At 35.3% G+C, this 26,596-nt stretch carries 19 protein-coding genes; 16 read left to right on the top strand and 3 right to left on the bottom strand.

Going from position 1 to position 26,596, the window contains the following annotated elements; translation table 11 throughout:
- The first annotated feature begins 55 nt into the window (after positions 1-55).
- The 7 genes from ACIP9W_RS18310 (at position 56) to ltaS (ending at position 12,176) form a co-directional block, all read left to right on the top strand.
- The gene (locus ACIP9W_RS18310) at positions 56-793 is read left to right on the top strand and encodes a GTP pyrophosphokinase (protein ID WP_400792318.1); all 738 of its coding nucleotides are present in this window, start codon (positions 56-58) and stop codon (positions 791-793) included.
- Between the two features lie 130 nt (positions 794-923).
- Entirely contained in the window at positions 924-2,285 is a 1,362-nt protein-coding gene (rlmD, locus tag ACIP9W_RS18305) for a 23S rRNA (uracil(1939)-C(5))-methyltransferase RlmD (RefSeq protein ID WP_400792315.1), read from the top strand.
- A 376-nt stretch (positions 2,286-2,661) separates the two neighbouring features.
- Positions 2,662-7,050 (top strand): hypothetical protein, encoded by a 4,389-nt coding sequence (locus ACIP9W_RS18300; protein WP_400792312.1) that lies wholly within the window; start codon positions 2,662-2,664, stop codon positions 7,048-7,050.
- Positions 7,051-7,297: 247 nt separating this feature from the next.
- Positions 7,298-8,125, top strand: coding sequence for an exodeoxyribonuclease III (locus ACIP9W_RS18295; RefSeq protein ID WP_400792309.1), 828 nt, complete (start codon positions 7,298-7,300; stop codon positions 8,123-8,125).
- A gap of 189 nt (positions 8,126-8,314) precedes the next feature.
- Positions 8,315-9,181 (top strand): nicotianamine synthase family protein, encoded by an 867-nt coding sequence (locus ACIP9W_RS18290; RefSeq protein WP_400792306.1) that lies wholly within the window; start codon positions 8,315-8,317, stop codon positions 9,179-9,181.
- A 166-nt stretch (positions 9,182-9,347) separates the two neighbouring features.
- Complete coding sequence (locus ACIP9W_RS18285) at positions 9,348-9,857, top strand: YfiT family bacillithiol transferase (RefSeq protein ID WP_400792303.1); 510 nt, start codon at positions 9,348-9,350, stop codon at positions 9,855-9,857.
- A gap of 354 nt (positions 9,858-10,211) precedes the next feature.
- Positions 10,212-12,176 (top strand): lipoteichoic acid synthase, encoded by a 1,965-nt coding sequence (ltaS, locus tag ACIP9W_RS18280; RefSeq protein ID WP_400792300.1) that lies wholly within the window; start codon positions 10,212-10,214, stop codon positions 12,174-12,176.
- Positions 12,177-12,266: 90 nt separating this feature from the next.
- Here ltaS and ACIP9W_RS18275 read toward each other — a convergent pair whose 3' ends face one another.
- Positions 12,267-12,707 (bottom strand): YtoQ family protein, encoded by a 441-nt coding sequence (locus ACIP9W_RS18275; protein ID WP_400792297.1) that lies wholly within the window; start codon positions 12,705-12,707, stop codon positions 12,267-12,269.
- A 296-nt stretch (positions 12,708-13,003) separates the two neighbouring features.
- Between ACIP9W_RS18275 and ACIP9W_RS18270 the strand changes: the two genes are divergently transcribed.
- From ACIP9W_RS18270 to ACIP9W_RS18240, 7 genes are all read left to right on the top strand, one after another.
- Complete coding sequence (locus ACIP9W_RS18270; protein WP_400792401.1) at positions 13,004-13,990, top strand: tRNA dihydrouridine synthase; 987 nt, start codon at positions 13,004-13,006, stop codon at positions 13,988-13,990.
- A 220-nt stretch (positions 13,991-14,210) separates the two neighbouring features.
- The gene (locus tag ACIP9W_RS18265) at positions 14,211-14,486 is read left to right on the top strand and encodes a DUF1450 domain-containing protein (RefSeq protein ID WP_400792294.1); all 276 of its coding nucleotides are present in this window, start codon (positions 14,211-14,213) and stop codon (positions 14,484-14,486) included.
- 181 nt (positions 14,487-14,667) lie between these two features.
- Positions 14,668-15,171: a MarR family winged helix-turn-helix transcriptional regulator gene (locus ACIP9W_RS18260; RefSeq protein ID WP_400792291.1), complete on the top strand. Its 504-nt coding sequence runs from the start codon at positions 14,668-14,670 to the stop codon at positions 15,169-15,171.
- A 23-nt stretch (positions 15,172-15,194) separates the two neighbouring features.
- Positions 15,195-18,248 carry an MMPL family transporter gene (locus ACIP9W_RS18255; RefSeq protein WP_400792288.1) on the top strand — a complete coding sequence of 1,018 codons (3,054 nt, stop codon included), beginning with the start codon at positions 15,195-15,197 and terminating at the stop codon, positions 18,246-18,248.
- Positions 18,249-19,010: 762 nt separating this feature from the next.
- Positions 19,011-19,928 (top strand): LysR family transcriptional regulator, encoded by a 918-nt coding sequence (locus ACIP9W_RS18250; protein WP_400792285.1) that lies wholly within the window; start codon positions 19,011-19,013, stop codon positions 19,926-19,928.
- Between the two features lie 109 nt (positions 19,929-20,037).
- Complete coding sequence (locus ACIP9W_RS18245) at positions 20,038-21,402, top strand: MFS transporter (RefSeq protein WP_400792282.1); 1,365 nt, start codon at positions 20,038-20,040, stop codon at positions 21,400-21,402.
- 211 nt (positions 21,403-21,613) lie between these two features.
- Positions 21,614-21,991: an SET domain-containing protein gene (locus tag ACIP9W_RS18240; RefSeq protein ID WP_400792279.1), complete on the top strand. Its 378-nt coding sequence runs from the start codon at positions 21,614-21,616 to the stop codon at positions 21,989-21,991.
- A gap of 310 nt (positions 21,992-22,301) precedes the next feature.
- Here ACIP9W_RS18240 and ACIP9W_RS18235 read toward each other — a convergent pair whose 3' ends face one another.
- Positions 22,302-23,579 carry an MFS transporter gene (locus ACIP9W_RS18235; protein ID WP_400792276.1) on the bottom strand — a complete coding sequence of 426 codons (1,278 nt, stop codon included), beginning with the start codon at positions 23,577-23,579 and terminating at the stop codon, positions 22,302-22,304.
- Between the two features lie 149 nt (positions 23,580-23,728).
- On the bottom strand, positions 23,729-24,217 hold the full coding sequence (locus ACIP9W_RS18230) for a PaaI family thioesterase (protein WP_400792273.1): 489 nt from the start codon (positions 24,215-24,217) through the stop codon (positions 23,729-23,731).
- Positions 24,218-24,370: 153 nt separating this feature from the next.
- Here ACIP9W_RS18230 and ACIP9W_RS18225 point away from each other — a divergent pair, with 153 nt between their 5' ends.
- Together ACIP9W_RS18225 and ACIP9W_RS18220 are read left to right on the top strand one after the other, a co-directional pair.
- Positions 24,371-25,276 carry a LysR family transcriptional regulator gene (locus ACIP9W_RS18225; RefSeq protein WP_400792270.1) on the top strand — a complete coding sequence of 302 codons (906 nt, stop codon included), beginning with the start codon at positions 24,371-24,373 and terminating at the stop codon, positions 25,274-25,276.
- A gap of 329 nt (positions 25,277-25,605) precedes the next feature.
- Positions 25,606-26,550 carry a DMT family transporter gene (locus ACIP9W_RS18220; RefSeq protein WP_400792267.1) on the top strand — a complete coding sequence of 315 codons (945 nt, stop codon included), beginning with the start codon at positions 25,606-25,608 and terminating at the stop codon, positions 26,548-26,550.
- Positions 26,551-26,596: the final 46 nt, after the last annotated feature.

Here is a 26,596-nt window from a genome sequence, read left to right as displayed (position 1 = left end):
GAAAACAAATTTGATATGATTTCTTCAGGCACATCTATTGAAGGAGCACTAACTTATGAATCCTGAACAACTAGAGCAGTTTAAGCAAATGAGAAAAAACATGACACGTCTAATGCTAGTATATAAATTTGCATTAGCCGAACTGGAAACAAAGATTGAGATACTTCAAGAAGAATTTTTAATGATTCATGAATATAATCCAATAGAACATACGAGTTCTCGCTTGAAATCACCGGAAAGTATTATGAAAAAACTTGGTCGAAAAGGTAAAGAAATATCGGTGAATAGTATTCGGGAAAATGTAAAGGATATTGCAGGTCTCCGTATTACTTGCTCATTTATCTCGGATATTTATCAAATTTATGAGATGCTGCAAAATCAAAGTGATCTCAAGATATTAAATGTAAAAGATTATATCCAAAATCCAAAGAATAATGGGTATAAAAGTTTACACTTACTGATAGAAATTCCTGTTTTTATGTCTGATTGTAAAGAACTCGTGACAGTAGAGGTGCAAATCCGTACAATAGCGATGGATTTTTGGGCAAGCTTAGAGCATAAAATCTTTTATAAATATGATCAGTTTGTGCCGGAAAAATTATTAAAAGAGCTCAAAGAGGCAGCTGATTCGGCATATGCGCTAGACCAAAAGATGGAACGGCTACATAACGAGATTAAAATTATTAAAGATGAAAATAAAATAGAAACGATCGACGAACTTACGAAGCTAATCATTAAAAACCAAAAACTAACCATTCCAGCGACTTTTTTGGGAATGCTAGATAGCGAGTAAAAAATGCGAGCGTATTAAAACAGACGTCCTATAGGCGTCTGTTTTTAATGGGCAGAAAAGTGTCGAAGACAACCAAAAAGCCTCTCATTTTGGTATAATGAATCAATCAAAACAAGAACGGAGAAATAAAGTGAAGACACCAGTAACTAAAAATGATCGACTTACAGTCCATATCGAAGACTTAACACATGACGGAGCAGGCGTAGCAAAAGTCGATGGCTATCCGCTATTTATACAAGGCGGCTTACCGAATGAAACTGCAGAAGTCCATGTGTTAAAAACATTGAAAAACTATGGCTTTGCAAAATTAAAAAATATCATAGAGCCATCCCCGTATCGAGTAGATGCACCATGTCCAGTGTTCGGAGAATGCGGAGGCTGTCAATTACAGCATCTATCCTACGAAGGACAGCTCGCGTGGAAAGAAAACATGGTGCGAAATGTCATGAAGCGTATCGGGAAAATAGATGCTCCAGTACTTCCAGTGAAAGGAATGGAGAAATCATGGGAATATCGTAACAAATCCCAAATTCCATTTGCTTTAGAAGATGGACAAGTACTCTCTGGCTTTTATCAATCCAAGTCCCATCGTATTGCAGATACGAATACTTGTTTAATCCAATCAGATGAAGCAGACCGATTAATGCGTGCAGTAAAAGAACATGCATTAGAGCTAGATTTAATCCCGTACAATGAAGAAACAAAAAAAGGTCAGCTACGCCATCTTGTTGTAAGAAAGGGACGTGCTACTAAGGAAGTAATGGTAGTACTTGTTACCAAACATGCGAAACTATCCAAAAAAGATGCGATTATCGAGTTAATCCGAGAAGTAGAGCCAAATGTCACTTCGATAATGCAAAATGTAAACAATCGCAATACAAATGTTATTTTTGGAGATGAAACAAATACTGTTTGGGGTAAATCGGTTATAGAAGATCTAATAGGAGACGTACGATTTGAAATCTCTGCTCGATCGTTCTATCAAGTGAATCCCGTACAAACAGAAGTACTATATAAACAAGCACTAGATTATGCACAGCTATCTGGAACTGAAACAGTAATTGACGCATATTGCGGAATAGGAACCATATCATTATTCTTAGCTCAACAAGCAAAACAAGTACTTGGTGTAGAAATCGTTCCACAAGCAATAGAAGATGCTAAACGAAATGCAGAGTTAAATGGATTTACAAACACTTATTTCGAGGCAGGTCCAGCAGAAGAAGTTATTCCTAAATGGTATAAAGAAGGTAAAAAGGCAGATGTGCTAGTTGTCGATCCTCCTAGAAAAGGCTGCGATGAGGCCTTACTTACAACAATCATTGAACAACGTCCAAAGAGAGTTGTTTATGTGTCTTGTAACCCAGCGACACTTGCTCGTGATTTGCGCATTTTAGAAGATGGCGGCTATAAAACGATGGAAGTGCAGCCGGTTGATATGTTTCCTCAGACTACGCATGTCGAAGCTGTTGCGATAATTTTATTAACATAAGTAGGAGAGCCTTGTCCTTTGGTGGATAAGGCTTTTTTGGTAGTGAGAATATCAATTAATGAAATGGTAATTCGATACTTGAGGAACCTTCCCAATATCTCACTTTTAATATGATACGCTCCACTAGCCGTTCAAGCCGAAGTTTGGATTATTCCGGTCTGGAATTAGTTTAATGCCCACTTTGGTTGCATACTTGTTATTTGAAATAATGGTTAGTAAAAGGATTTTGTAAATAGAGTTCAAAAAAAATTTTGTTAAACTCTTTTGATATAATGGGAATGTGAATAAAAAGTAAAATTAGTTATTCAAAGGTGAAATAAAAATGGCTTTTATTCGATTTTAAGATAAGTTATGTGAACATATAGGGGGTAAAAAAATGAGTTTTTTAGCATACATAGCGGGAACTTTAATAGCACCAAATTTTGCGGGTTATCTTTTGTCGAAAGGTTTAACGAAAAGGGAAGACAAGAAATTAATTAAAAAAATAGAAGAAATTGTTACTGAATTTAACCGAAAGTTTGATGATTCTGAGGTTGATAGTAACTATTTTGTAGATTTTATGGAACAGAATAAGATTAGTGACACAATAATACAAAGAGTATTTAATGCTCACAAAGCTTCAAAGGAAGATTACGAAGCCATATCCAAGAAACTAGCCTTAGAAGCCGTCGAGTTCGTAAATATTAAGAAAGATAAATTTAAGCATACTCAAGTTAAAAACCCAAGTGATTTTGAGGAGTACTTCTCTGAGTTGTTTGAAATATTAGTTGATTTTCGAGAATCGTTATTAAGCATTAAAGAGAATGCAGTTCTATCAATTGTTATTGAGTCAATTGGTAAATCAGAAGGCAATATTATCAAAAATTTTGAGGAAAAGCTAAGTGAAGATTATTTGTTAGAAAGGTTTAAGAACCTTGCGTCCGATGAGTGGATCATGCAAAGGCTAGAAGAATTGAATCAGGAATATAAAACAGCTTTTACTCCGTTGGACAATGGGTTTATTAAGCGAAAAGAATTTTCTAAATATAGAGAAGCAATAGATTCAGGGAACTCTTTGATAATTCATGGAAAGGCTGGAAGAGGGAAAAGTGGGTGTACAGTAGATATTATCAATTATTGCGAAGAAAAAACTATACCATATTTGGCAATTAAATTAGACAAACGAATTCCGAATATGAATGCGGAGAAGTGGGGGAAAGATTTAGGATTACCTGCATCAATTACTCATTGTATTCACAGTGTTTCAAAAAATGAAAGAGCAGTAATTATTTTGGATCAGTTGGATGCGCTACGTTGGACTCTAGCACATTCTAGAGATGCTTTATTGGTATGCGCTCAGATTATAAATCAAGTAGAGAAATTGAATATTGAAAGAAAAGATAAGATATCCATCGTTTTTGTATGTCGAACCTATGACTTGGAAAATGATAATAATATTAAATCATTATTTAAAAAAGTTGATTCAAAAGAGGAAGTAATTCAATGGAATAAGGTTCTGGTTAATGAATTAGACGAGGAATTAGTTAAGGGAATTGTTGGGAAGCGTTATGAGCAACTAACAAGTAAACTGAAAGAGATACTAAGAATCCCAAGCAATTTATATATTTGGCAACAGCTGGATCCGAGCAAAGAATATGCGGAATGTTCTACCGCAACCCATTTGGTCTCAGAATGGTGGGGGCAGTTGTCTGAAAAATGTTTTGAATTTGGATTGAGAGAAGACAATCTAAATCAGATTAAAGAAAAAATGGTTTCCTTTTTAGAAAAAACAGGAAGAATATATATTCCTTTAAGTATTTTAAACAAAAATAAATCATTATTAAGATTTTTATCTTCGAATGCTTTCTTAGTAATTCAAGATAATAAAGTTTCTTTTGCCCATCAATCTATATTAGACTGTTTTTTAGCTGAAAATATGCTTAAGAGATATTATGACGGTGAAGATTTTGTAGATATTATTGGATCTAAAGAAAAACAAACCCCTGGAAAAAGATATCAAGTGCAAATGTTTATGCAAAATTTATCTGAGTTTGATAGTCAGGATTTTATTAATGTAGGACAAGAAATGTTTGAGGCAAAGCAAATTAGGTATTTTGTTAAATTTGTTTTCCTGGAGGTATTAAATCAGATAGATAATCCAGATGAGCATATACAAAACTTTATTGTGAATAACTGCGAAAAGGATATTTATGGTGATCACCTTATAAATAACGTTATCTTTTCAAGACCTAAGTATATTAGGTTGCTTAGGCAATATGGAGTATTAGATAAATGGTTTAACATCTCACTAAAAAAAGATATGGTTTTAAACTTACTTATTAGCATGAGTCCAAATTATGAGTCTGATGATATTGCCTTCATTGAAAAGTATGCATTTAATTCTCAGGATAATGATAATAAACTCTTCAGGTGTTTTTTACATGATATAAATCATGATACAGATGAGCTATTTGAATTGCGAATGAAATTTTATTACAGGTATCCGCAACTGGCTGATATGTACCTTGACTTAAAATCGATGCTTAAAAATTGTGAAATAAGAACAATAAAATTGTTGGCATTTTTTTTGAAAAATAAAATTAAAAGTAAAGGGAAAATAATTTATAAATATGAAGAAGAGTTTTTATATGAAGACTCTGAAATTCTAATAAATAATGGGGAAGAAGTTCTGGATTTATTATTGCCATATGTTCCTAGAGAAAATGAAAAAAGCTCACTTTATAGTGATTGGTCCGGAAGACATTTTCATAAGAGAGGTCTTGAAAGGGCTTGTATTCAAATTATAAAGAAAGCAAATTCAGCAATAATAGCCCGAAAACCGGAAATATTTCTTGAGCGTTATATTGAATTCATGGGGAATGGGAATGAAATATACAATGAAATTATATTAGATGGTTTATACAGGTTACCAGAGAGATATAGTGATGCCGTAATAACTTATTTATATAGTGATTTTAATAACAATATATTCGAAAGAACAGGTGATAAGAGAGATGAATTGTTTCTCGCTAAACAAATATTAGAAAAGCATTCGAAATACTGTAGTAAGAATGTTTTTAATACGTTGGAAGAACGAGTTTTAAGTTATCTATCGCCACAAGCTAAAGATATTTATCGAAGTAGAATTGATTATAATAGGGAAAAAAACGGCTATACAGTTTATTGGAGCTTCTGGGGGGAGTTTCAAAAAGAAATTCTAGAAGTTCTCTCCTATAATCGACTGAGTGTTCAAGCAAAAGATCTGATACGTATTTTAAGACGCAAATTCCCTAAAGGGACAACTTTATATAAAGATTCAGAAGGACATGGTGGATGGGTAAGCTCCCCCGTCACGGGGAAAAAATTAAATAAAAAAAGATGGCTAGAGATTTTAACAAATACGAAACTTAATCATAAAAGACAAGCTCGGTGGAAAGAGGTTCCGGGAGGGTTTATTGAAAATTCTATTGAAGAGTTTGCAAGAAGCTTTAGCAACGCTGTCTCCGAAGAACCTGAAAGCATGATAAATCTAGTTCTTTCAAATAAGGATAAAGTTTTGGAAGTTTATATCGACTCCTTATTTAGTGGAGTTGCATATAGTAAAGATTTGGATAATGTACAGGTAGAGTTGTTAGAAACAATGATTTTGACCTATCCATACGATTACACCTCGTATCGTGCGAACTATATTTGCTCACTCATTCAAAACAGGAAAGACGTTAAATGGTCTCAAAAGGTATTGGATATTCTTAAGGATATTGCGATAAACCATAATAACCCGCAAATCGGTAAAGCAAATGTAACTAATAATGAGGATAAAGAAATGCGTAGCTTTGATATGCTACAAAGTAATGCAATAAACTGCGTAAGGGGAAAAGCAGCTCGAGCAATAGCTCAGCTATTATGGAATGACAGTTCTTTGTTTAAACAGTTTAAAGAAACAATTGAAAAGTTGGCATCTGATGAAAACCAGGCAGTAAAATTAGCGAGTTTATTCGCATTATGGCCTTCGTATAACAGTGAAAGAGATTGGGCATCAGAAATAATCCTAAATCTATTTGAACAAGATTACAGGTTAACAGGCTTCCATGATACGAAAAATATGCTCTTTTTACTATATCCTAAATATCGTGAACGGATATTAAATGTTATTAAAAAAAGTTACGATTCCAAGGATGAAGAACTTATTAAAATGGGAGCATATTGTCTATCCGAGATGTATATTTTAAAAAACGAATTTACCGATATTATTAATAATGTGGATATGATGAGTAAAGCACAAGCAGAAGCAGTCCTCCATATGACTATTAATTATTTCAAATTAGAAGAATATAACGGATTAGCAAAAGATATAATATGCAAATTTAAGGCAAGTCCATTAGATCTCGAAATGCCGATTTCAAGTTTATTTTATGATAATCTTATTGATTTAAAGAGAGATAAGGATTTTTTAATCGAAATAATGAATTCTGACTTAAGCCGTAGAACTGTACATGCCTTTGCTCATTATCTTGAAGAAGAATCAAAATCAGTAGTTGATTACAAAGATATTATAATATCAATGAGTTATCAATTAATAAAAAATAGAGGCAGTAAAGATGAAGGTACTTGGGGAATAGAAGATGAAATTTCTAAGTTGATAATTGGATTATATGACGAAACCTCTGATTCACCATTACCTGAAATAAGAGATATTGCGAAAGAATGTCTTGATATATGGGATTTAATGTTTGAAAAACAAATTGGGCCAATTAGATCCTTGAGTCAAAAATTGATGGAAAGGTAAGGAGTATTTATCTAATTCCTATATAAAGCAATATTACAGTTATGACCCCATGAGCTTCAACGCATCTTTTTTAATACAGCATATATGGACAATTGTTAAAAATTTTGAACCAATAAGAAGGCGAACAATCGTATAACTTCTGTAAAAATTCGAGTAAATCCAGCAACATCCACATGTTTCCACATACACTCTTAACATGTCGAGTGTGTGATCTGGTTGGAACGAAAATAAGAATGGAGGAAACACATTGAAGTTAATTTCATGGAATATTGATTCATTAAATGCAGCATTAACGGGCGATTCAGCACGTGCTTTATTATCTCAAGCAGTCTTATATACGATTATGGAAAACAATCCAGAAGTTATTGCCATACAAGAAACAAAATTATCGAGTAAGGGTCCAACTAAAAAGCATTTAGAAATTCTTGAGGAAAAGTTTCCCGATTACGAAATCGTTTGGAACAGTTCAGTAGAACCAGCACGCAAGAGTTATGCGGGTACGATGTTTTTATATAAAAATTACCTAACACCGTCCGTCACCTTCCCAAGGATTGGAGCACCAGGCACGATGGATGAGGAAGGTCGTATTATCACATTAGAATTTGAAAATTTCTATTTAACACAAGTTTATACACCGAATGCAGGGGATGGCTTGAAGCGTTTAGAAGATCGTCAAAATTGGGATATGAAATATGCTGATTATCTAGCAGAGTTAGACAAAGAGAAGCAGGTTATTGCAACAGGTGATTTTAATGTAGCGCATAAAGAAATAGACCTGGCTCACCCCGAAAGTAATCGTCGTTCAGCTGGCTTTACGGATGAAGAACGGGAAGGGTTTACAAATCTTTTAGCAAAAGGATTTACAGATACTTTTCGCTATATTCACGGTGATGTGACAGGAGCTTATTCTTGGTGGGCTCAGCGTGCGAAAACAAGTAAAATTAATAATTCTGGCTGGAGAATTGATTACTGGCTAGTGAGTGATCGCATGGCAGATAAAGTACTTAGATCTGAAATGATTGATTCAGGTCCAAGACAAGATCACACGCCATTACTGTTTGAAATAGATTTGTAGTTTATATGGGAACGGGCCACTTTTCAAAAAGGTACCAGGTTCTAAAACAATTCTAAATTGTTTTAGAGCCTGGTACCTTTTTAGAGCTGCAGTGATAATTACGTGACACCAATTTCTTCTATATCTTGGACCACATGAATATATTTCATAGTATCGAATTAAGTGCAGAGTATTGGAGGAATTGAAAAAATGGAGGATTCTTCAACTGGTTCTTTACTGGCTACAGGTAACGCGCCAAGTATGCAAAGAGTTGATAACTTTATCGCTTTTATCCGTGAAGCAAATGAGCTTCTTCAGAAGGAAACGGATCTTTCACCTGCGAATCAATTGGTATCAGATATGTACAACCATCTCTTACTTCAGTTGCGATCCCACTATTTTCCACCAGAAGTACAAGCTATTGTAAACAACGAGTATATTCGAGTAAATCAACAAAAGATACAGGATAAACTGTCAGAAATCGAATTTCTTGTAGAACTTAGAGATTCTCATGATATCTGCAAATTAGATGGAGCCGTCTTAGATATCGTCAAAAGTTTGCCTAATTGGAACAGCTATTTTTCCCTAGTAAGTCAGGAATTGCAGTACATGCGGCAAGATCGTCACATAGAAAAGTCGCCCATTATATTTGTAGGTAGCGGTCCAATGCCGATTAGTCCTATTATTCTTCACCTGCTCAGTGGTGCGGAGGTGATCTGTTTGGAAATGAATGCTATTGCCTATGACGCATCATGCAATTTGCTGGAGCACTTAGGCTTAGGAGATAAAGTCACTGTCGTATTAAAGGAAGGATCTGAGTTCGACTACAGCCCATATAGCCAGATTGTTGTCGCTAGTCTTGTTCGAAACAAGCAGGCAGTGCTTGAAACAATTAGCAGAACTTCCGCAGATCCTTTCGTAGCTGTGCGTACAGCAGAGGGGATGAGGAGAATCATGTATGAAGCGATTGATGAATCTCAGTTAAATAAACAGGGATGGAGGATTCTAGGAAGAACTAGCCCTGAAGAAAAGCTGGTCGTCAATTCTACATTGTTTCTCGAACGTATTACGAATTAATAGTACATAGGTGCCAGGTTCTAAAACAATACTAAATTGTTTTAGAACCTGGCACCTTTCGAAAAACTTGGAAATGTCATTCTATTAAAGTTTACAATAGTTGAATCGATTGATATATTAATTGATAATACAAAGAATTAAAAAATAGGGAAAAGAGGTTTGAAAAATGGATGTAAAATACCCAATTGGAAAATTGCAAGTTCCTGAAAAAGTAAAATTAGAACATATTCAAGAATGGTTAAAGCAAATCGAAACTTACACGATTCGATTGAGAGAAACGGTCGACACATTAAGTGATGAGGATTTAAACAAAACTTATCGTGAAGGTGCCTGGACAGTTCGTCAACTAGTTCATCATATTGCAGATTCTCAGTTGAACATGTATCAGCGTTTGAGATTGGCATTAACTGATGAGAATCCAACTGTACCGGCTTTTGATGAAGAAAAGTGGGCTATTTTACCGGATACGCAGCTTCCTGTAGAAAGTTCTATTAAAATGTTGGAAGGTATAAATGCGCGCATCGTAGCTTTAGGGCATAGTTTAACGGAAGAGCAATTAGATCGAGCGTTTACTCACCAAACAAACGGTAAAATAACAGTTGCAACTAAAGTAGCAAAGTTAGCTTGGCACGAAGAACATCATTTAGCCCATATAAAAATTGCATTATCAAAATGATATATAATATGTAGAGAGATGTTTCTGCGGGGTATGAGCGTATTTTTTTATAGGGTTGCGTCCTAAGAATGTCTAACTTAATTATTTGATCAAACATAGAAAGCAGACGGTTTAGAAGTGCGAAAATGCACATCTAATTGACCGTCTGCTTTTGTTGTTGTTTTAGGAATAAAGATAGCTAAAATAGTGAGAGAAAAAATTCTATATTAAAAGCTCAATAGATGTACTTACTTGACAGAAGGCCGAACTAGAGGTAGGATAGAAAAGCTTAAAAAAATATAGAAAAGGCTATATTTTACCAAATTAATATTTTAATGTAAATTATAAATGTTAAAATAATAGGAAGGTGAAAAAATGGATAGTTTAATTACAAAAAAAGCATCCTTTATAAACAAGTTTTTTGGTTTTTATTTATTTGCCGTTTTCATGCTATGGATTAAAACATATATTACACAAGTAACACAGTTTAACTTAGGGGTAGAAGGATTCCTACAACAATTCCTTTTACTTTTAAATCCTTTGGGTTCAGCTATGCTGTTTCTTGGATTTTCGTTCATTTTCAAAGGACGAGGGAAATATACATCACTTCTTGTAATTTATTCTCTTATGTCCGTACTTTTATATGCAAATGCAGTTTATTATCGATTTTTTAGTGACTTTATTACATTGCCAACGATTACGCAAACGCAAAACTTTGGAGATTTAGGTGGCAGTGTTATTTCTTTATTAAAACCTTATGATATATTGTTCTTTGTTGATGTATTTTTGTTGATTTTCCTATGCTTATCTAAAAAAGTACAAAAAGATTATAGTAGAATTAAACAAAAAACAGCAATCCCAGTGATTACTTTTGCTTTAGCAATATCTGTTTTAAATTTAGGACTGGCTAACTCTGATCGTCCGCAGCTATTAACTCGTGGTTTTGATAGAAACTACATTGTTAAATATTTAGGAATGTATAACTATACGATATATGATGCTACTGAAACTGTTAAGGCGTCTTCAAAAAGAGCTTTAGCTGATAGCGATGATATAACAGAAGTTATTAACTTTACAAAATCTAACTATGCCGAACCTAATCCAGAATATTTTGGCGCAGCGAAAGATATGAACGTTATCTATATCCATTTGGAGTCATTCCAAAGCTTTTTGATGGACTATAAGTTAAACGGTGAAGAAGTAACACCATACTTAAATTCATTAATCAAAGATCCTAATACTTTATACTTTGATAACTTCTTCCATCAGACAGCTCAAGGTAAAACTTCAGATGCTGAATTTATGCTTGAAAACTCTTTATTTGGTTTACCACAAGGATCTGCCTATATTACAAAAGGTCAGAATACGTATCAAGCGGCTCCTGCGATATTAAAAGAGAATGGCTATACATCTGCTGTATTCCACGGGAACAGCGGTAGTTTCTGGAACCGTAATGAGATCTATAAATCATTCGGCTATGACCATTTCTTTGATGCTAATTATTATGATACTAGCTCTGAAAAAGATATGGCTGAATATGGGTTATTGGATAAGCCATTCTTTGAACAATCATTAGATCTTATGAAGACTTTACCACAACCTTTCTATTCGAAATTTATTACGGTTGCTAACCATTATCCATATAAAATGGACCAAGACTTAACAACAATTGGGAAAGCTGATACTGGTGATGCAAGTGTAGATAATTATTTCCAAACTGCTCGTTATGCGGATGAAGCAATTGAACAGTTTATTGGTGAATTAAAAAAATCAGGCTTATATGATAATAGTATGCTTGTTTTTTATGGTGACCATTATGGTATTTCAGAAAATCATAACAAAGCGATGGAACAAATCATCGGAAAAGAAATTACACCTTATGAAAGTGCTAATTTGCAACGTGTGCCATTAATTATTCACGTTCCAGGAATGCAAGGTGGAGTCAATCATACTTATGGTGGACAAATAGACCTTCTTCCAACCTTATTACACTTACTTGGAGTTAATTCACAAAACTATATTCAGTTTGGTACCGACATATTATCAAAAGAGCATAATGAATTAGTGACGTTTAGAAATGATGATTTTGTCAGTCCTACTATCTATTCGATTGATGGGAAAATTTACGATGCTACAAAGGGTTTGCCAATAACGGATGAAACTCAATTAGAAAAAGCGAATGAGTACAAACAAGAAGTAGATAATAAATTACGAATTTCTGATACAGTCGTGAATGGTGACTTATTGAGATTCTATACACCGACAGGATTTACTAAAGTCGATCCTTCTCAGTACAATTACAATAAGGATCTTACAGAAAAAACTGATCACGAAGAATAGTAAATTCATTAAAAAGAGGAGTAAGCTAACAAAAGTATGTTTTTGTTAGCTTACTCCTTATTGATTTTCGTTTATTTTATTTGTTTTAATTCATTCAAAAATATAACTGATAGCCTCAATCGCTTGATCAATGGTTTCTACGGTTACATTTGCTTTGTTTGAAAGCTCTTTTAATGGGTGGATTAATGATTCTGGTCTAATGATAAGCGTAGGTTTGTTCATGGCAATGGCTGTGCTAGCGTCCATTGCTGTATTCCATTGTTTATATTTTTCTCCGAATAGTGCTATGACGATATCTGCTTTTTGCATTAACACTTGAGTTCTAAAATTATTAATATCTGACGCTGCATCATCTTTAAATAAGTTAGATGGCTGTTTTCCTAATATCTCTTCGCCGATATTGTCTGAACGATCATGGTTTGTTTGTGGTGCTACAAAACGAAGGGGAAGATTTTTTGACTTTGCTTTTTGTGCAAATTCATCTCTCCAATCATCGTGAATTTGACCAGCTAAATAAACAATAAGTTCCATTCTGATTCCTCCAATACTATTTGACCCTAATTATATATTACCTAATTAAATGGGGTTTTCAAAGTAATCACGAATAAACCATAGGGATAACATGAGGTAATTTAGTTCGAGCTGGTATAATAAAAAGTCTTTAACATTTGCATTTTGGTTTATAAAAATACCATTCAGGATTGATATACGTTAAAATAAATATTGTCCATTTTCGTACGTAGTTTTGCACAAGTTAAATATTTGTGTTTGATAATAAGTTATGTGGCTTAATAGGTTATGACCGAGAGTTTAAAGTAATATCCATAGTGAGAGGATTTGAGTTTGAAATGATAGATAATTTTTGGCGTGATTTACCGCGACCATTTTTCGTACTTGCGCCGATGGAAGATGTGACGGATGTTGTTTTCCGTCATGTAGTGAGTAAAGCAGGTAGACCGGATGTTTTTTTTACTGAGTTTACAAACTCGGATAGCTATTGTCATCCAGAGGGGATGAAAAGTGTGCGTGGCCGTTTGATTTTTACAGAAGATGAACAGCCAATGGTAGCACATATATGGGGGGATAATCCCGAATATTTCCGCAGAATGAGTATTGGTATGGCAGAGCTAGGATTTAAAGGCGTCGATATTAATATGGGCTGTCCTGTACCGAATGTAGCAACGAGAGGGAAAGGTAGCGGCCTAATCTTGCGTCCAGAGGTAGCAGCAGAACTTATTCAAGCAGCTAAAGCGGGGGGACTACCAGTCAGCGTAAAGACCAGACTTGGTTACACGGATGTAGACGAGTGGAAAGAGTGGTTAGCACATATATTAAAACAGGATATTGCGAATCTTTCTATTCATTTACGTACAAGAAAAGAAATGAGTCAGGTAGATGCGCATTGGGAGCTAATTCCGGATATAAAAAAATTACGGGATGAAATAGCTCCAAATACGCTGCTAACTATTAACGGAGACATTCCGGATCGACAAACTGGGCTCGAGCTTGTTGAAAAATATGGCATTGATGGGGTTATGATCGGTCGAGGTATTTTTAAAAATCCTTTTGCTTTTGAAAAGGAGCCAAAAGAGCATAGCACTACGGAATACCTTGATCTTCTAAGATTGCAACTGGATCTTCAAGATCAATATGCAGCAGAGTTGCCACGTTCTATCACAGCATTGCATCGCTTTTTCAAAATTTATGTAAAAGGATTCCGCGGAGCGGGTGAATTAAGAAATCAATTGATGAGCACGAAGTCAACCGATGAAGTGCGTGCATTGCTTGATGAATTTGAAAAAGAAATTGGATGAAGTTGTGTTGGTTTTCTTTAGAACCTAATGTATATATAAACCATCCGTAAAATTTTAGACGGATGGTTTTTTATTTTTGACAGCATTGTGAAAATGGCAAGCTTTTCTCATTCGATAGTCGTATATATTCCTGTAGAAATCAATTTTAAAATTGGGTAGACAATAATTAAAGCGTACTGTCCAATGATGTAGGATTAATAATTGATAGAGAGGTGTAGGGATGTTTAAAAAGCTATTTCAAAAATCACAACCACCACAATTTAAAAATCAAATAGAGTTATGTGTGTCAAATCGAATTTATGATAGTGAAGAGGTTGATACATTATTAAATCGTGAGGATATTGAACTTAACGAGGTAGGTTGCAATTCACAATGTGAAGTTTGTGATATTGGCTATTATGCAATCGTAAATGGGGAAGTAGTATGTGCAGATAGTGCTCTAGAATTGTTAGAGAAAATTGATGAGGAGTTAGAACAAAATTCGATCATTTATTAAATATACGAAACCAAGTGTCATCATATTATATATACTTAAAATCTACAAGGCTAGCGCTCCCCGTTTAATAGGTGGGCGCTATTTTTTGCTTGCTTCTTTATTGACAAAGTAAACTTATTAAAATAAAATAAATCGTGCACGATGTATCGTATACGATTTATTTGTGAAAGGGGATTTAATTTTGAATAGAGCTGAGTTTATAGGAGAGTCTATTGATTTTCTCCATAAATATACGATGAAAAGTCTACAGAAAACTGCGGAAGAGCATGGAGTAACGATTCCACAAATAAGGGTAATCGGTGATGTATATGCCCATAAAACCGTTAGCATTAAGCAACTGTCTCAAAATTTGAAAATGACGCAAAGTACAGTTTCAGATATTGTAGATAGGCTCATAGCTAAAAAATTACTAGTAAAAACGCCAAATCAAAAGGATAAACGTCTAGTAGATATTTCGTTGTCTCCTAGATTGGCTGAAGATATTGATGAAAGTATCGCGGAACTGACAAATCAGTCACTGGTTGGAGTATTAGATCTTTTAGATCCTAGCGAACAGGAAGCGGTGGAGAAAGGAATGAAATTGTTAGTTTCAGCGGTTAAAGAAAAAATGCTTGCTGAGGGTATGGATAACCACGATTTCATCGACATCTTATACTTCTCCGAAAAGGACAAACGTGGGAAATAACATTTATAAGTGGGGGATATAAGGTGAAAAGTATTATAAAAGGACGTTGGGCTATTTTTGCCATTTGGCTTATTGCAACAATATTGCTAACAGTCATTCAGCCTGACATCAATGCGATTTTACGGCAACAAGGACAGGAAGGTACAAGTAGTGAGAGCCCATCTGTAATCGCAGGGGATATTTTAGACAAAATGAATACTACGGAAGGTACAGACAATCTAATTGTTTTTTATGATAAAAACAAAATATCAGACGAAGACATGACGCAAATAGGGGAGTCAGTAGAGTCAATCCGTGATAGCAGTGCAGAACTTGGCGTCAACGAGATGATTGACCCATTCAGTATGCCAGACGCCAAAAGTGCTTTGGTCTCTGAAGATGGTACAACCTTAATGGTAAGCTATAAGCTTGATAAAAAAGATCGTGAAATAGACGACATAAAAGAACAATTTGAAAGTAAATTGGAAGGTTTACCAGTTGATTATTATCTTAGTGGCGAAGATTTTATTAATAATGACTATCTAAAGGCATCGCAAGCTGGGGTAGAAAAAAGTGCTGCATTAACTGTAATCTTTATTTTGGTAGTATTAATCATTGCTTTTAGATCCGTTGTTACACCATTTATCTCTCTAATAGCAGTGGCGTTTTCTTACCTTGTTTCGATGGGGATTGCCGCACAGTTAATTGATAAAGCAGGTTTCCCGATAACGAGTCTTACACAAATGCTGTTAGTACTGATTCTTTTTGGGATTGGGACAGATTATAATATTCTTTTATTCAATAGATTTAAGGAAGAATTGGCGCATGGCAACTCAGTAGATGACTCGATCATTAATACGTATAAAACAGCAGGTAAAACAATTGCATATAGTATTCTTACTGTATTCATTGCATTCCTAGCGCTCGTTTTCTCAGAGTCACCAATTTATAAATCCGGTGTTGTCGTTGTCATCGGCGTCACCATATTATTGCTTCAAATTTTGACATTAACCCCTTTTATTATGAAAGTGTTAGGTAAGAAAATTTTCTGGCCATCCAAAAATGCTGGAGGACATGAAGAAAATAAGTTCTGGGAGAAAACATCTTCCTTTGGTATAAAGCATCCCATTCTTATCACAGTGATTATTCTCTTAATCATTGGTCCGATGATCTTCTTCCATGAAGAAAAATTGAACTTTGATACGGTTGGAGAACTTGGAGATAGCTATCCTTCCTCAAAAGCTATTAATCTAGTAGCTGAGCATTTTGGAAAAGGTCAGGCAATGCCTGCGACGGTAGTTATTGAAAATGATGAAGCGCTTGATCAAAATGAAACGCTTGCTGTAGTTGATAACATCACAGAAAGATTGAAGGCGTTAAAAGGTGTGAAGATGGTCTCTTCGGTCACACAGCCTCAAGGCGAGCAAATTGCAGCGTTTTATGTCGACAGTCAAATGGGAAGTGTTACAGAAGGGATTTCCCAAACGCAAAACGGAGTAGACCAAATTTATAGTGGATTAACAGAAGCTCAAAAAGGACTTGAATCCGCTGACTTTTCTGAAGTAAATCAAATGGTCGATGGCACTGCCAAGCTTCAAGATGGTATGACAGCACTAACAAATGGATTAAAGCAAATCCAAGCGGGAATCGATGATGGGACAAGTAATCCCCAAACGATTAATAATGGATTGTCTACAATCGAAACCAATCTTACTGCTATGAGTAGCGGTGTAGGAGTATTAGCCGAAAGCTATGAAAAAATGCAAGCTGGTTACGCTCAAATGGGAACACATTATCAAGATGCTGCAAAGGCCTTACTTGGAGTTAAAGATGCACTGACACAGATGAAATCGATGACAGATGCATTAGGTAGTAGTTATGCAGAGTCTAGTAGCGATGCAAATTTCCAAGCGTTGAAACAAACAATTGATCAGCTCTCCGCATCGTTAAACCAAATTACACCAGAAAGTATAGCTGCCTTAAATGAAAATTATAATACGGTCACTGCTGGTTTTACTACTGCAAACAAAAATCTTGCGAACATGAGTAACGGTTTAACTCAGATGGCTAATGGATTGAAAAAGTTAGAGGATGGACTTGGGCAAGCATCTTCAGGCATTAACACAATAGTCACAAATATGAATTCTGTAAATACTGGACTCGGTGAAATGAAGGCTGGTCAAGAGCAGCTAGTAGAAGGTCTAAATGGATTCGGTGAATTCGGTAAAAAATTAACAGATGTAAACGATGGATTACAAGGTATTTCAGATGGACTTGGGCAAACAAATGGGTATTTAACTCAGTTAAATACCAATAAGACATTTTTTATTCCAGAGGAAGCATTGACGAACGAGGATTTTAAAAAATCGTTAGATGCCTTCATGTCGGAAGATCGTAAAATCACTAAAATGACGATTGTTTTAAAGGATGATCCTTATTCTGACGAAGCATTAGCAACGGTTAATCAAATCAATGATACACTTTCCGATGGATTAAAAGGCACTGTACTTTCAGATGCGAAAAGTGGAACCGTAGGCACAAGTGCGACTACGAATGATATGAACGATGTTTTATCCAGAGACTTAAGCAGAACTACGGTAATCGTTATTATTGGTGTATTGCTTGTTTTATTCTTGGTGATTCGTTCATTCTGGACACCGGTATTTATTACGGCATCCCTTGTTGGAGCGTATTATACAGCGATGTTTATCATCAATTTCATTTTCCTAAATCTGTTAGGATACGCGGGAATATCATCCTTTGTTCCGTTCTTCTCCTTTATCATTATTGTGGCTCTCGGAGTAGATTATAGTATCTTTTTAATGATGCGCTTTAAGGAATATCCGGATCTAACTCCAAAAGAAGCAATTGTGTTAGCATCTAAGCATACTGGCGGTGTCATCATCTCGGCAGTGATCATACTTGGCGGTACTTTTGCAACATTAATACCAGCTGGAATTATCCTGTTAACAGAGTTAGCCATCGCGGTCATTACAGGGCTGATTGTGCTATGCTTTATATTATTACCACTCTTTGTACCGGCATTGATCGCTTTACCAGATGCACTAGCTAATTTATTTTCTAAAGAAAAAAAGTGAATATAAAATTGTAATAATGAAGGGGATTAATCATTTACACCAAATGATTGATTCCCTTCTTTTTTTGTTTTAGGAAATAATAAAAACTGATGGTATAAGTGGAGAATCTCCTTGTAATATAAGATATTTTGTTCGCAGGAGCTAGCTCGTTAGATTTCTCAGCAGTTCATGTGCATTGTAGGGATAATAGGTAGTAAGCAACTATCCTAACAGTTGTTTTTGTTGAGCATTTGCCTCCGACTCTATAAAAGGATACTTTTCCTGCATAAAAAAAGCGTTTAGTTGGAACTTTGAAGGGTTTAGTTGGAATTTTGGTGCATTTAGTTGGAATAATCGTAGAGTTAGTTGGAAAAGGATAATTTTTCCGCGAAAAGAATAGTGAGTTTTACTTGAATGGTCGCTACTTGTAATGAACGAACACTTCCTATTTTACATTCTTCTTAGTTTCATCAGGTTGGTTCCTCTTGATTGAAGACTGCAAATTTATTTTCGTTCTTTTCATCAATCCCTGCATGTTAAGCGTAGACTCTGTAGCGAAAATGAAGGCAGACATCGTTACGAGGCGTTATCCGTTCAATGTAGAACATTCCCTTCATTTTTTCAGCATGTCATATCCATTAGTGACAGGTGCTTTCATTTTGTTCGTTATAAGAGTTCTATCAAACTCATTATATGTTTTTGAGGTTGCAAGAGTTGTAGTATTTCAGTACATTGAATATTAATACAATTTCGAATAAACATACGAGAAAGAGGCATTAAAAAATGACATTACAACAGTTAAAATATGTGATTGAAGTGGCAAGAAGTCGTTCTATCAGTAAAGCTGCACAAAATTTATTTATTAGCCAGCCGAGTCTTTCGAATGCACTGAAAGAGTTAGAGACTGAAATAGGAATTATGATTTTTATGCGAACGAATAAAGGAATCATCATAACAACGGAAGGGGCAGAGTTTTTAGGTTATGCCAGGCAAGTAGTTGAACAAGCGGAACTATTGGAAAATCGATATTCCAATACGCAATCATTGCAACAGCATTTTTCCGTATCGGCTCAGCATTATGCATTTGCCGTAAGTGCATTCGTGCGTTTGCTAAAAGAATACAATCGAGATGAGTATGAATTCACATTAAGAGAAACAAAGACTTATGAAATAATTGAAGATGTGAAAAATCTGCGTAGTGAAATTGGGATCTTATATGTAAATGATTTCAATAAAAAAGTAATTCATAAATTTCTTAGGGAAGGTAACCTCTTGTTTCAAAAGCTATTTGAAGCAAAGCCTCATGTATTTATTAGTTCACGAAATCCACTTGCCAAGCAAGATTTTGTGACATTAACAGATTTACTTCCTTATCCGTATCTTTCTTTTGAACAAGGGGATTATAATTCTTTTTACTTTTCGGAGGAAATTTTAAGTACGATTTCTAGACCAAAAAATATTACTGTAAGTGATCGGGCTACGCTCTTTAATTTATTGATTGGATTAAATGGTTACACAATTTCAACAGGTGTGATTAGTCATGAATTAAATAGTAAAGATATCGTATCCATTCCTTTACTTGTAGATGAACGAATTACGGTTGGGTATATTACACATAAAAATGTAAAACAAAGTCCATTAGCGAGTATTTATATTGAGTATTTAAAAGAAACTATTGCGGAAGAACAAGTCCGGCTATAGTTTTAAACTATAGCTAGTGATACATTTTATGTGTTATATACTAGCAGTTTTATCATGCTACAATCTCTTTACATTACAAATCAAATATATTTGCATAGGAGAGGTTGTCATGAATACGGTGAACCCCATTGAAATAGTTAATAATAGTAGATTAAAAGCTTTTCATTACATAGTGATTCTTTGTTTATTTTTTATCATGATGTTCGATGGCTACGATGTTGTTATTTATGGTGCGACTATCCCTTTGTTAAAAGCAGATTGGGGAATTACAGATATAGTAGCCGGTTCGATTGGTAGTTATACGACAATTGGTACGGCAATTGGTGCTGTTTTGTTTGGGCTATATGCAGATCGATTTGGGAAAAAACGTATTATTATTTTTACAACCTTCATATTTAGTTTCTTTACATTATTATCTGGTTTTGCACCGACACCTATATTTTTTGTTATTTGTCGTGTTATTGCAGGGTTAGGATTTGGAGGGGTTATGCCTAATATCGCTGCTTTAATCTCAGAATACGCTCCAGCTAAATACCGTGCTGCCATTATTTCATTTATTTTTTGTGGTTATTGTATTGGTGCCATTACTGCCTCATTTAGTGGGCAAATGTTTCTCGAAAAATTGGGTTGGCAGCCAGTCTATTGGATTGGCGGATTACCACTACTTTTACTGCCATTTGTGATACGTATCCTTCCAGAATCAATTAGTTCTTTAATGAAACAAAAGGATACAAAACGTCTTGTCACTATTCTGCGTAAAATAGAACCAACGCTTTCAAAAGATGTCCAATTTACATACGACCAACAGGAGCAGCTACAAAAATCATCGGTTCGTGATCTTTTTAAAAACAAGCTTGCTTTAAGTACGATGATGTTCTGGCTCTCTTGCTTCTGTACATTCATTTTGATGTATTCTTTAAATACATGGCTTCCAACTTTAATGATGCATGCTGGCTATGATTTAAAATCAAGTCTATTATTTGTAGCAGTACTGCAAATAGGCGCTATTATTGGGACAATGATGTTCGGAACCCTTATACGATTTGTTGGTTTCAAACGTGTGCTTATTCCGCTTTATATAGTAGGAGCTGTGGCATTGGTAATGATCGGCTACTCTAAAAATATTTATATAGCGTATGGGCTAATTGCAGTTATAGGAGCTGCTACAGTAGGTTTGCAAAATATGTCTAATGCCTATGTGGCAGAGTATTATTCAGTTGATGTTCGAGCAGCAGCTCTCGGTAGCACAATGGCATTTGGACGAATCGGATCCATTGTTGCTCCAACTTATATGGGCATTCTATTAACTTTTAATCTCCAACCACAATTTAACTTTTTTGCAATTGGTATTGCTGCAATTTTTGGTGCACTAGCTATGAGCTTTATTCGTGAAGATCGTGCAGATTATGCGGGAGAGAAGCAAGTAACATCTAAAAAAGTCACGGTGTTAAAATCTTCTACGAATAGATTATAAGACGTTAAAAAAAGAATCGCACATTTTATTGTGCGGTTCTTTAATTATTAATATAGGCGGTAATTATTTTGCGATGAGATAATGATAATATTTGTATGGATGATTTCTGTGCTGGGACAGCGAAGAAATGAGAATTATATTACTTTTCCCTTTATACAAAATTAATGTTACAGTTAGAAAGAAAATTTAAAAAGTCAGTAGGCGAAGAGACATGCTAGAGGTAAAAACATCTCTATTAAGTAATGGAGAATTCAATAGAGGGGTATTTGCGACATGTGATATTAAAAAAAGTGAGCTCATACATGAAGCACCTGTCATTTCTTATCCAAATGACCAGCATCAATACATTGAGAAAACCATACTCGCTGATTATGCTTTCGAATATGGGATAGATAAATCTGCTATCCTCCTTGGTTATGGTATGTTGTTTAATCATTCATACGAACCTAATGCAATATATGAGATTAATTTTGATAATCACACATTTGATTTCTATGCTTATACAGATATAAAAGCTGGTGATGAAGTTCTGATCAATTATAATGGTGATGTTGATGATCATGATCCGCTGTGGTTTAATGAGGAATAAAAAGCATGGATAAGGTTCTTGACGATTTACCAATGTTGAAAGTAACTGATAAATCGTTATTGTGTTTTACAGACATAAAGCAACCCCTGAAAAAATCAGTGTGCTGTCTCGTTTTTTTATGTTTAAAATAGCTAAATAATTTTTTTGAGTAGGTAAGACAACCACATGAAAGGAATCAGAATGTATAAATACGTACTGATTCCTTTTCTATTGTTACTTAAACAATTACATGTAAAGGGGGACAAAGTACTACTCAACGCCCAAAGGAACGAGATATAAGAATTCAACTACTTTAAAAGAACCACGCATATTATGAGGAAGATGTTGTTCCACTGCTTATCAGCTTATATTCTTTTATATTTTGCAGGTTGGTTTTTTCAGGGATTAGGTATGATATAATGCCTGCAATTATTAAGGTGAATGACGCTAATCCGAATGAAAAAACATGTGTTCCAAAGACCTCATAGCCCCACCCGCCAAGAAATGAAGAAATTGCACCTCCTATTTGATGTCCAAGATACGCCCAACCATAAAGCACGCCAAGTAGTTTTACGCCAAAAAGCTCTCCTAAAATAGCGGAGGACATCGCAATACTCCCAGACCATACTAATCCACCCAACGCTGCCACTAAATAAAGTTGCCAAGTGTTTTGTGAAAATACCAAGCCTAAAAAACCTAAACCACGTATAAAATAAATAATAAATAGCAGCTTACGTTTAGAAAAACGATCGGCTATGGAGGCTAAAACCAAGGTGCTAAATATAGCAACAAGCCCAATCATTCCAACTCCAAATGATGCAGTAGAAGGTTCAAAATGATGATCTATTAACATTGGAACTGCATGGGAGCCTAGTAAGTTCATACTGAACCCGCAAGCAAATAATCCCGCTACAATTTGCCAATATGCTTTTGTTCGAATAGCATCTCTTAAAGTAAGTTTAGGTGTTATCTCAACAGTAGAAGACTTAGCGCTTGAAGAATCTTCATTTAAATCAGCACCCTCTGGAACATCTTCTTTAAAAATGAGAACTGCAGCAGGAACTATTATTATGATAAAAATGAAAGCAAAAATAGACAGGGTGCTTCGCCAACCAATAGACTCGATCATAAAAGTAGCCAATGGATTAAATATAGCTATGCCGGCCATCGAGCCAGTTGATAGGGAAAATAAAGCCTTGCCCCTTTGACGAACAAACCAACGACTAATAAGTGGAGTTACTGCAACTGGACTAGTAAATGCAAGGCCGAACGATAGTAACACACCATACATGAAGAAAAAAATCCAGACATTGTTTGTTAACACCGTTCCCAAAACTGATAACTCTATGATTACAAGCCCTAGCAGGAGAACAAATTTAGTATTAAATTTTCCACATAGATATCCCGCTAAAGGCATGCCAACTCCATACATAATCATGCTCACAGAAATTATCATGGATATAAATGTTCGGGTTAAGCTTAAATCTTCCATCATAGGTAATACAAACGGGCCTATTCCTAAACGAAGTCCTACCGTTAACATGGTAATGATCATGCTTACAATAATAATATACCAACCGAAATATATACCTCGAAGCTTTTGAATCATTGAATGTACCCTCTTTCTATGGCACTTAACTTCCCGCTAAAAACGTATTCGGAATTAGAATTAAATACTTAACTACTAATAGGTGACACTCTTTAAAACCAACTCTTTTGTATTAAGAACATCTAAAATACAACGCAGAATAACTTTTATTACGCTTCCTGCCTGAATGTCTTTGGCATTAATACAGCTACTACTTCACCGGTAACGACAAGGTTGTCTCCTGCAAATACCTCCGTGTAGACTTTATATTTTTTAGGATGAATTTCTTCTACTGTACCAATTGCTTTTAATGGTTCTCCAAAAGGAGTAGGATGTTTGAAATCCACTTTTAGTGAGCCAGTCACAAATCTTGGTGGATTAACCCCATCTCCAATTTCATGACCATTCTTTCGGTGCAGATACATAGATGCTGACCCAGTTCCATGACAATCGATTAACGATGCTAGTAAACCACCATAAATGAAGCCAGGAATTCCTCCTGAATGCTCAGGACGTGGTGTATAAATTGTTATCGTTTTTTCCCCAACCCACCCTGTTCGAAGATGGTAGCCATTTTCATTTAAACGACCGCAACCATAACACCATGCAAAATCATCTGGGTAATCATCTTGAATTGCTTTCGTTACATTCTCCTCCATATAAAAACCTCCTAAATTAAAATAGTGAAATTTCCCTTGCTTTGCTCTTTCTTGATTAAATTATAGCCCTGTGTAATTGATAAGAAAAAGATATTTATGTTATCGTACTCATAAGATTTACTTATATCATGAAAATAGGTGGTCGTTGAATTTATGGAGCTTAGACAGTTAGCTTACTTTGTTGAAGTGGCAAGGCTAAAAAATTTTACAAAAGCAGCAGAACGGCTACGAATAGCTCAACCAGCGCTTTCTCAGCAGATAAGAAAATTAGAACAAGAACTCTGCATTAAGCTCTTTAAACGAACAGGAAGAGGAGTAACTCTGACGGAGGCCGGAGAGCAATTCTTTATAGGTGCTGAAAAGACCCTAGCTGAGGCGGAAATGGCGAAGGACTCTGTTAAAGGATTTATAAACTTCCCGCAGGGCAAAATTATGGTAGGAGCATTAGAATCCTTAGTACAAACTAGGTTACCGAGTTTATTGACGGCATTTAGTAAGGAGCATCCCGGGATAAAAGTGTTTATAAGGGAGAATACAACTGAACCATTGTTGGAAGCTCTTAAAAAGGGAGAACTAGATCTTGCACTGGCTCATTCGGAAGCTATTCACTCAAATACAGAGCTAATTCCCCCAAAGGGACTTTACTCAAAACCTCTATATAAAGATGAACTAGTGCTGGTCGTCGCCGAAGGACATCCACTGGAAAAGCGAAAAACAATTTCTATCAAAGAACTTAGAGATGAATCATTCGTATCTTTTAAGGAGGGGTCCGGAATTCGTTTTCAACTACTCATGACATGCAATAGGGAAGGATTCGAGCCGCTTATTACCTACGAGTGTGCCTCGCCGCGGACGCTCGTAGCTGAGGGGCTAGGTGTTTCAGTGCTTCCGCGTTTAATGGCAGAGTCCCCAGGTCCTACTATATCTATTTTACAATTGGATCCGCCACTATCCCGTGTGGTTTCTGTATTTTATGTGGAGGGGCGCTATCTCTCACCGTGCGCTAAGGCTTTTTTGCGTTTTATGGAAAGATACTTTATTTCCGAAAAAGAGTTTTAGAATACTAGAAGAATGTGGTTGTTTTCAAATATAACATTTGATTAAGCTAAGGGAAATTCTCTTAGCCTTTTTTAATTCGGAAAAATAGGAAAATCTATAACGAGGTGCTTAATTGTTAGGAGAAACATGCAATAGAGTGGTTGTTTATTTTATTCTATTTTGTTTGGACGTATAATCTCTACACAAGAAAGGCAAATTAAAAATAAATTGTAATTATAAGACGGTACAAATTATGTATTTCTATTGGGCATGGATGACTGCTCACTTTATTTCCTCTTTCCCCGTTAGCAACATTTTAAAAAACAGATATTCATAAAAAGGTGAGATAAATGACTAATAAAAGTGTCAAAGAAGTTAGGAAGGGTATAGGCTTAGGTGCCACTTCCGCTATTGCATGGGGAGTAGATTCAGTAATCATTGGTTTTATCATAGCTAGTACACCATTTAAAGAAGCAGTTTTACTTGCTCCCATTATTGCCGCATTCATGCATGATTTTTTCTCCTCACTGTGGATCTCTTTACTTATGATTGTAAAGGGCGAATTTATAAATGTCTTAAAGCTATTCAAAACAAAGAGTGGAGCGATTTTAGTATTAGGAGCACTATCTGGTGGGCCTTTGGCGATGAGTTTTTATTTTCTTGGTATTCAATATGCCGGAGTAACTTATGCAGCGAGTATTGCTTCTATATTCCCGGGAATAGGGGCAGTGCTTGCCTTCTTTTTTTTGAAGGAAAAAATGATCAAAAGAACCTGGTTTGGTGTTGCTTTAAGTATCGTAGGGGTTATTGTATTAGCTTATGTGCCAACCAAGTTTGACGCTGAAAGTAACTTTATCATTGGAATTTTGTTTGCATTGGGGGCAGCCATATTTTGGGGAATTGAAGGAGTAATCGGTGCTTGGGGAATGAGAGGTAGAGATGTCATTCCGCTATATGCAATTAATATAAGGCAAATAACTTCTGCTCTTAGTTATGGGATAATAATAATACCGTTTATTCATGGTTATCCTTTAGTATTTGAAGCAGCGACATCTAATATCTTATGGATTATTGTTATAGCCGGTTTTTTAGGAACTGCTAATTATTCCTTATATTATTCCTCCATCAATTTAATCGGTGCTGCTAGAGGGCAATCACTGAACAATACGTATGTATTTTGGGCGATTGTAACCGAGATTGTGTTTATTGGTACCCCAGTTAATTTTCAATTTGTCTTAGGAGCGATCATTGTACTTTTAGGTTCTATCCTCGTATCAGGAAACCTAAAAAAGTAAAGAGATGATTAGAACAAAACAGTGATCGTAAGTGCTCAATATACAT

It is taken from the genome of Psychrobacillus sp. NPDC093180, from assembly GCF_044754065.1.
Taxonomy (GTDB): domain Bacteria; phylum Bacillota; class Bacilli; order Bacillales_A; family Planococcaceae; genus Psychrobacillus.
This window is presented reverse-complemented; position numbering and strand designations above follow the sequence as displayed.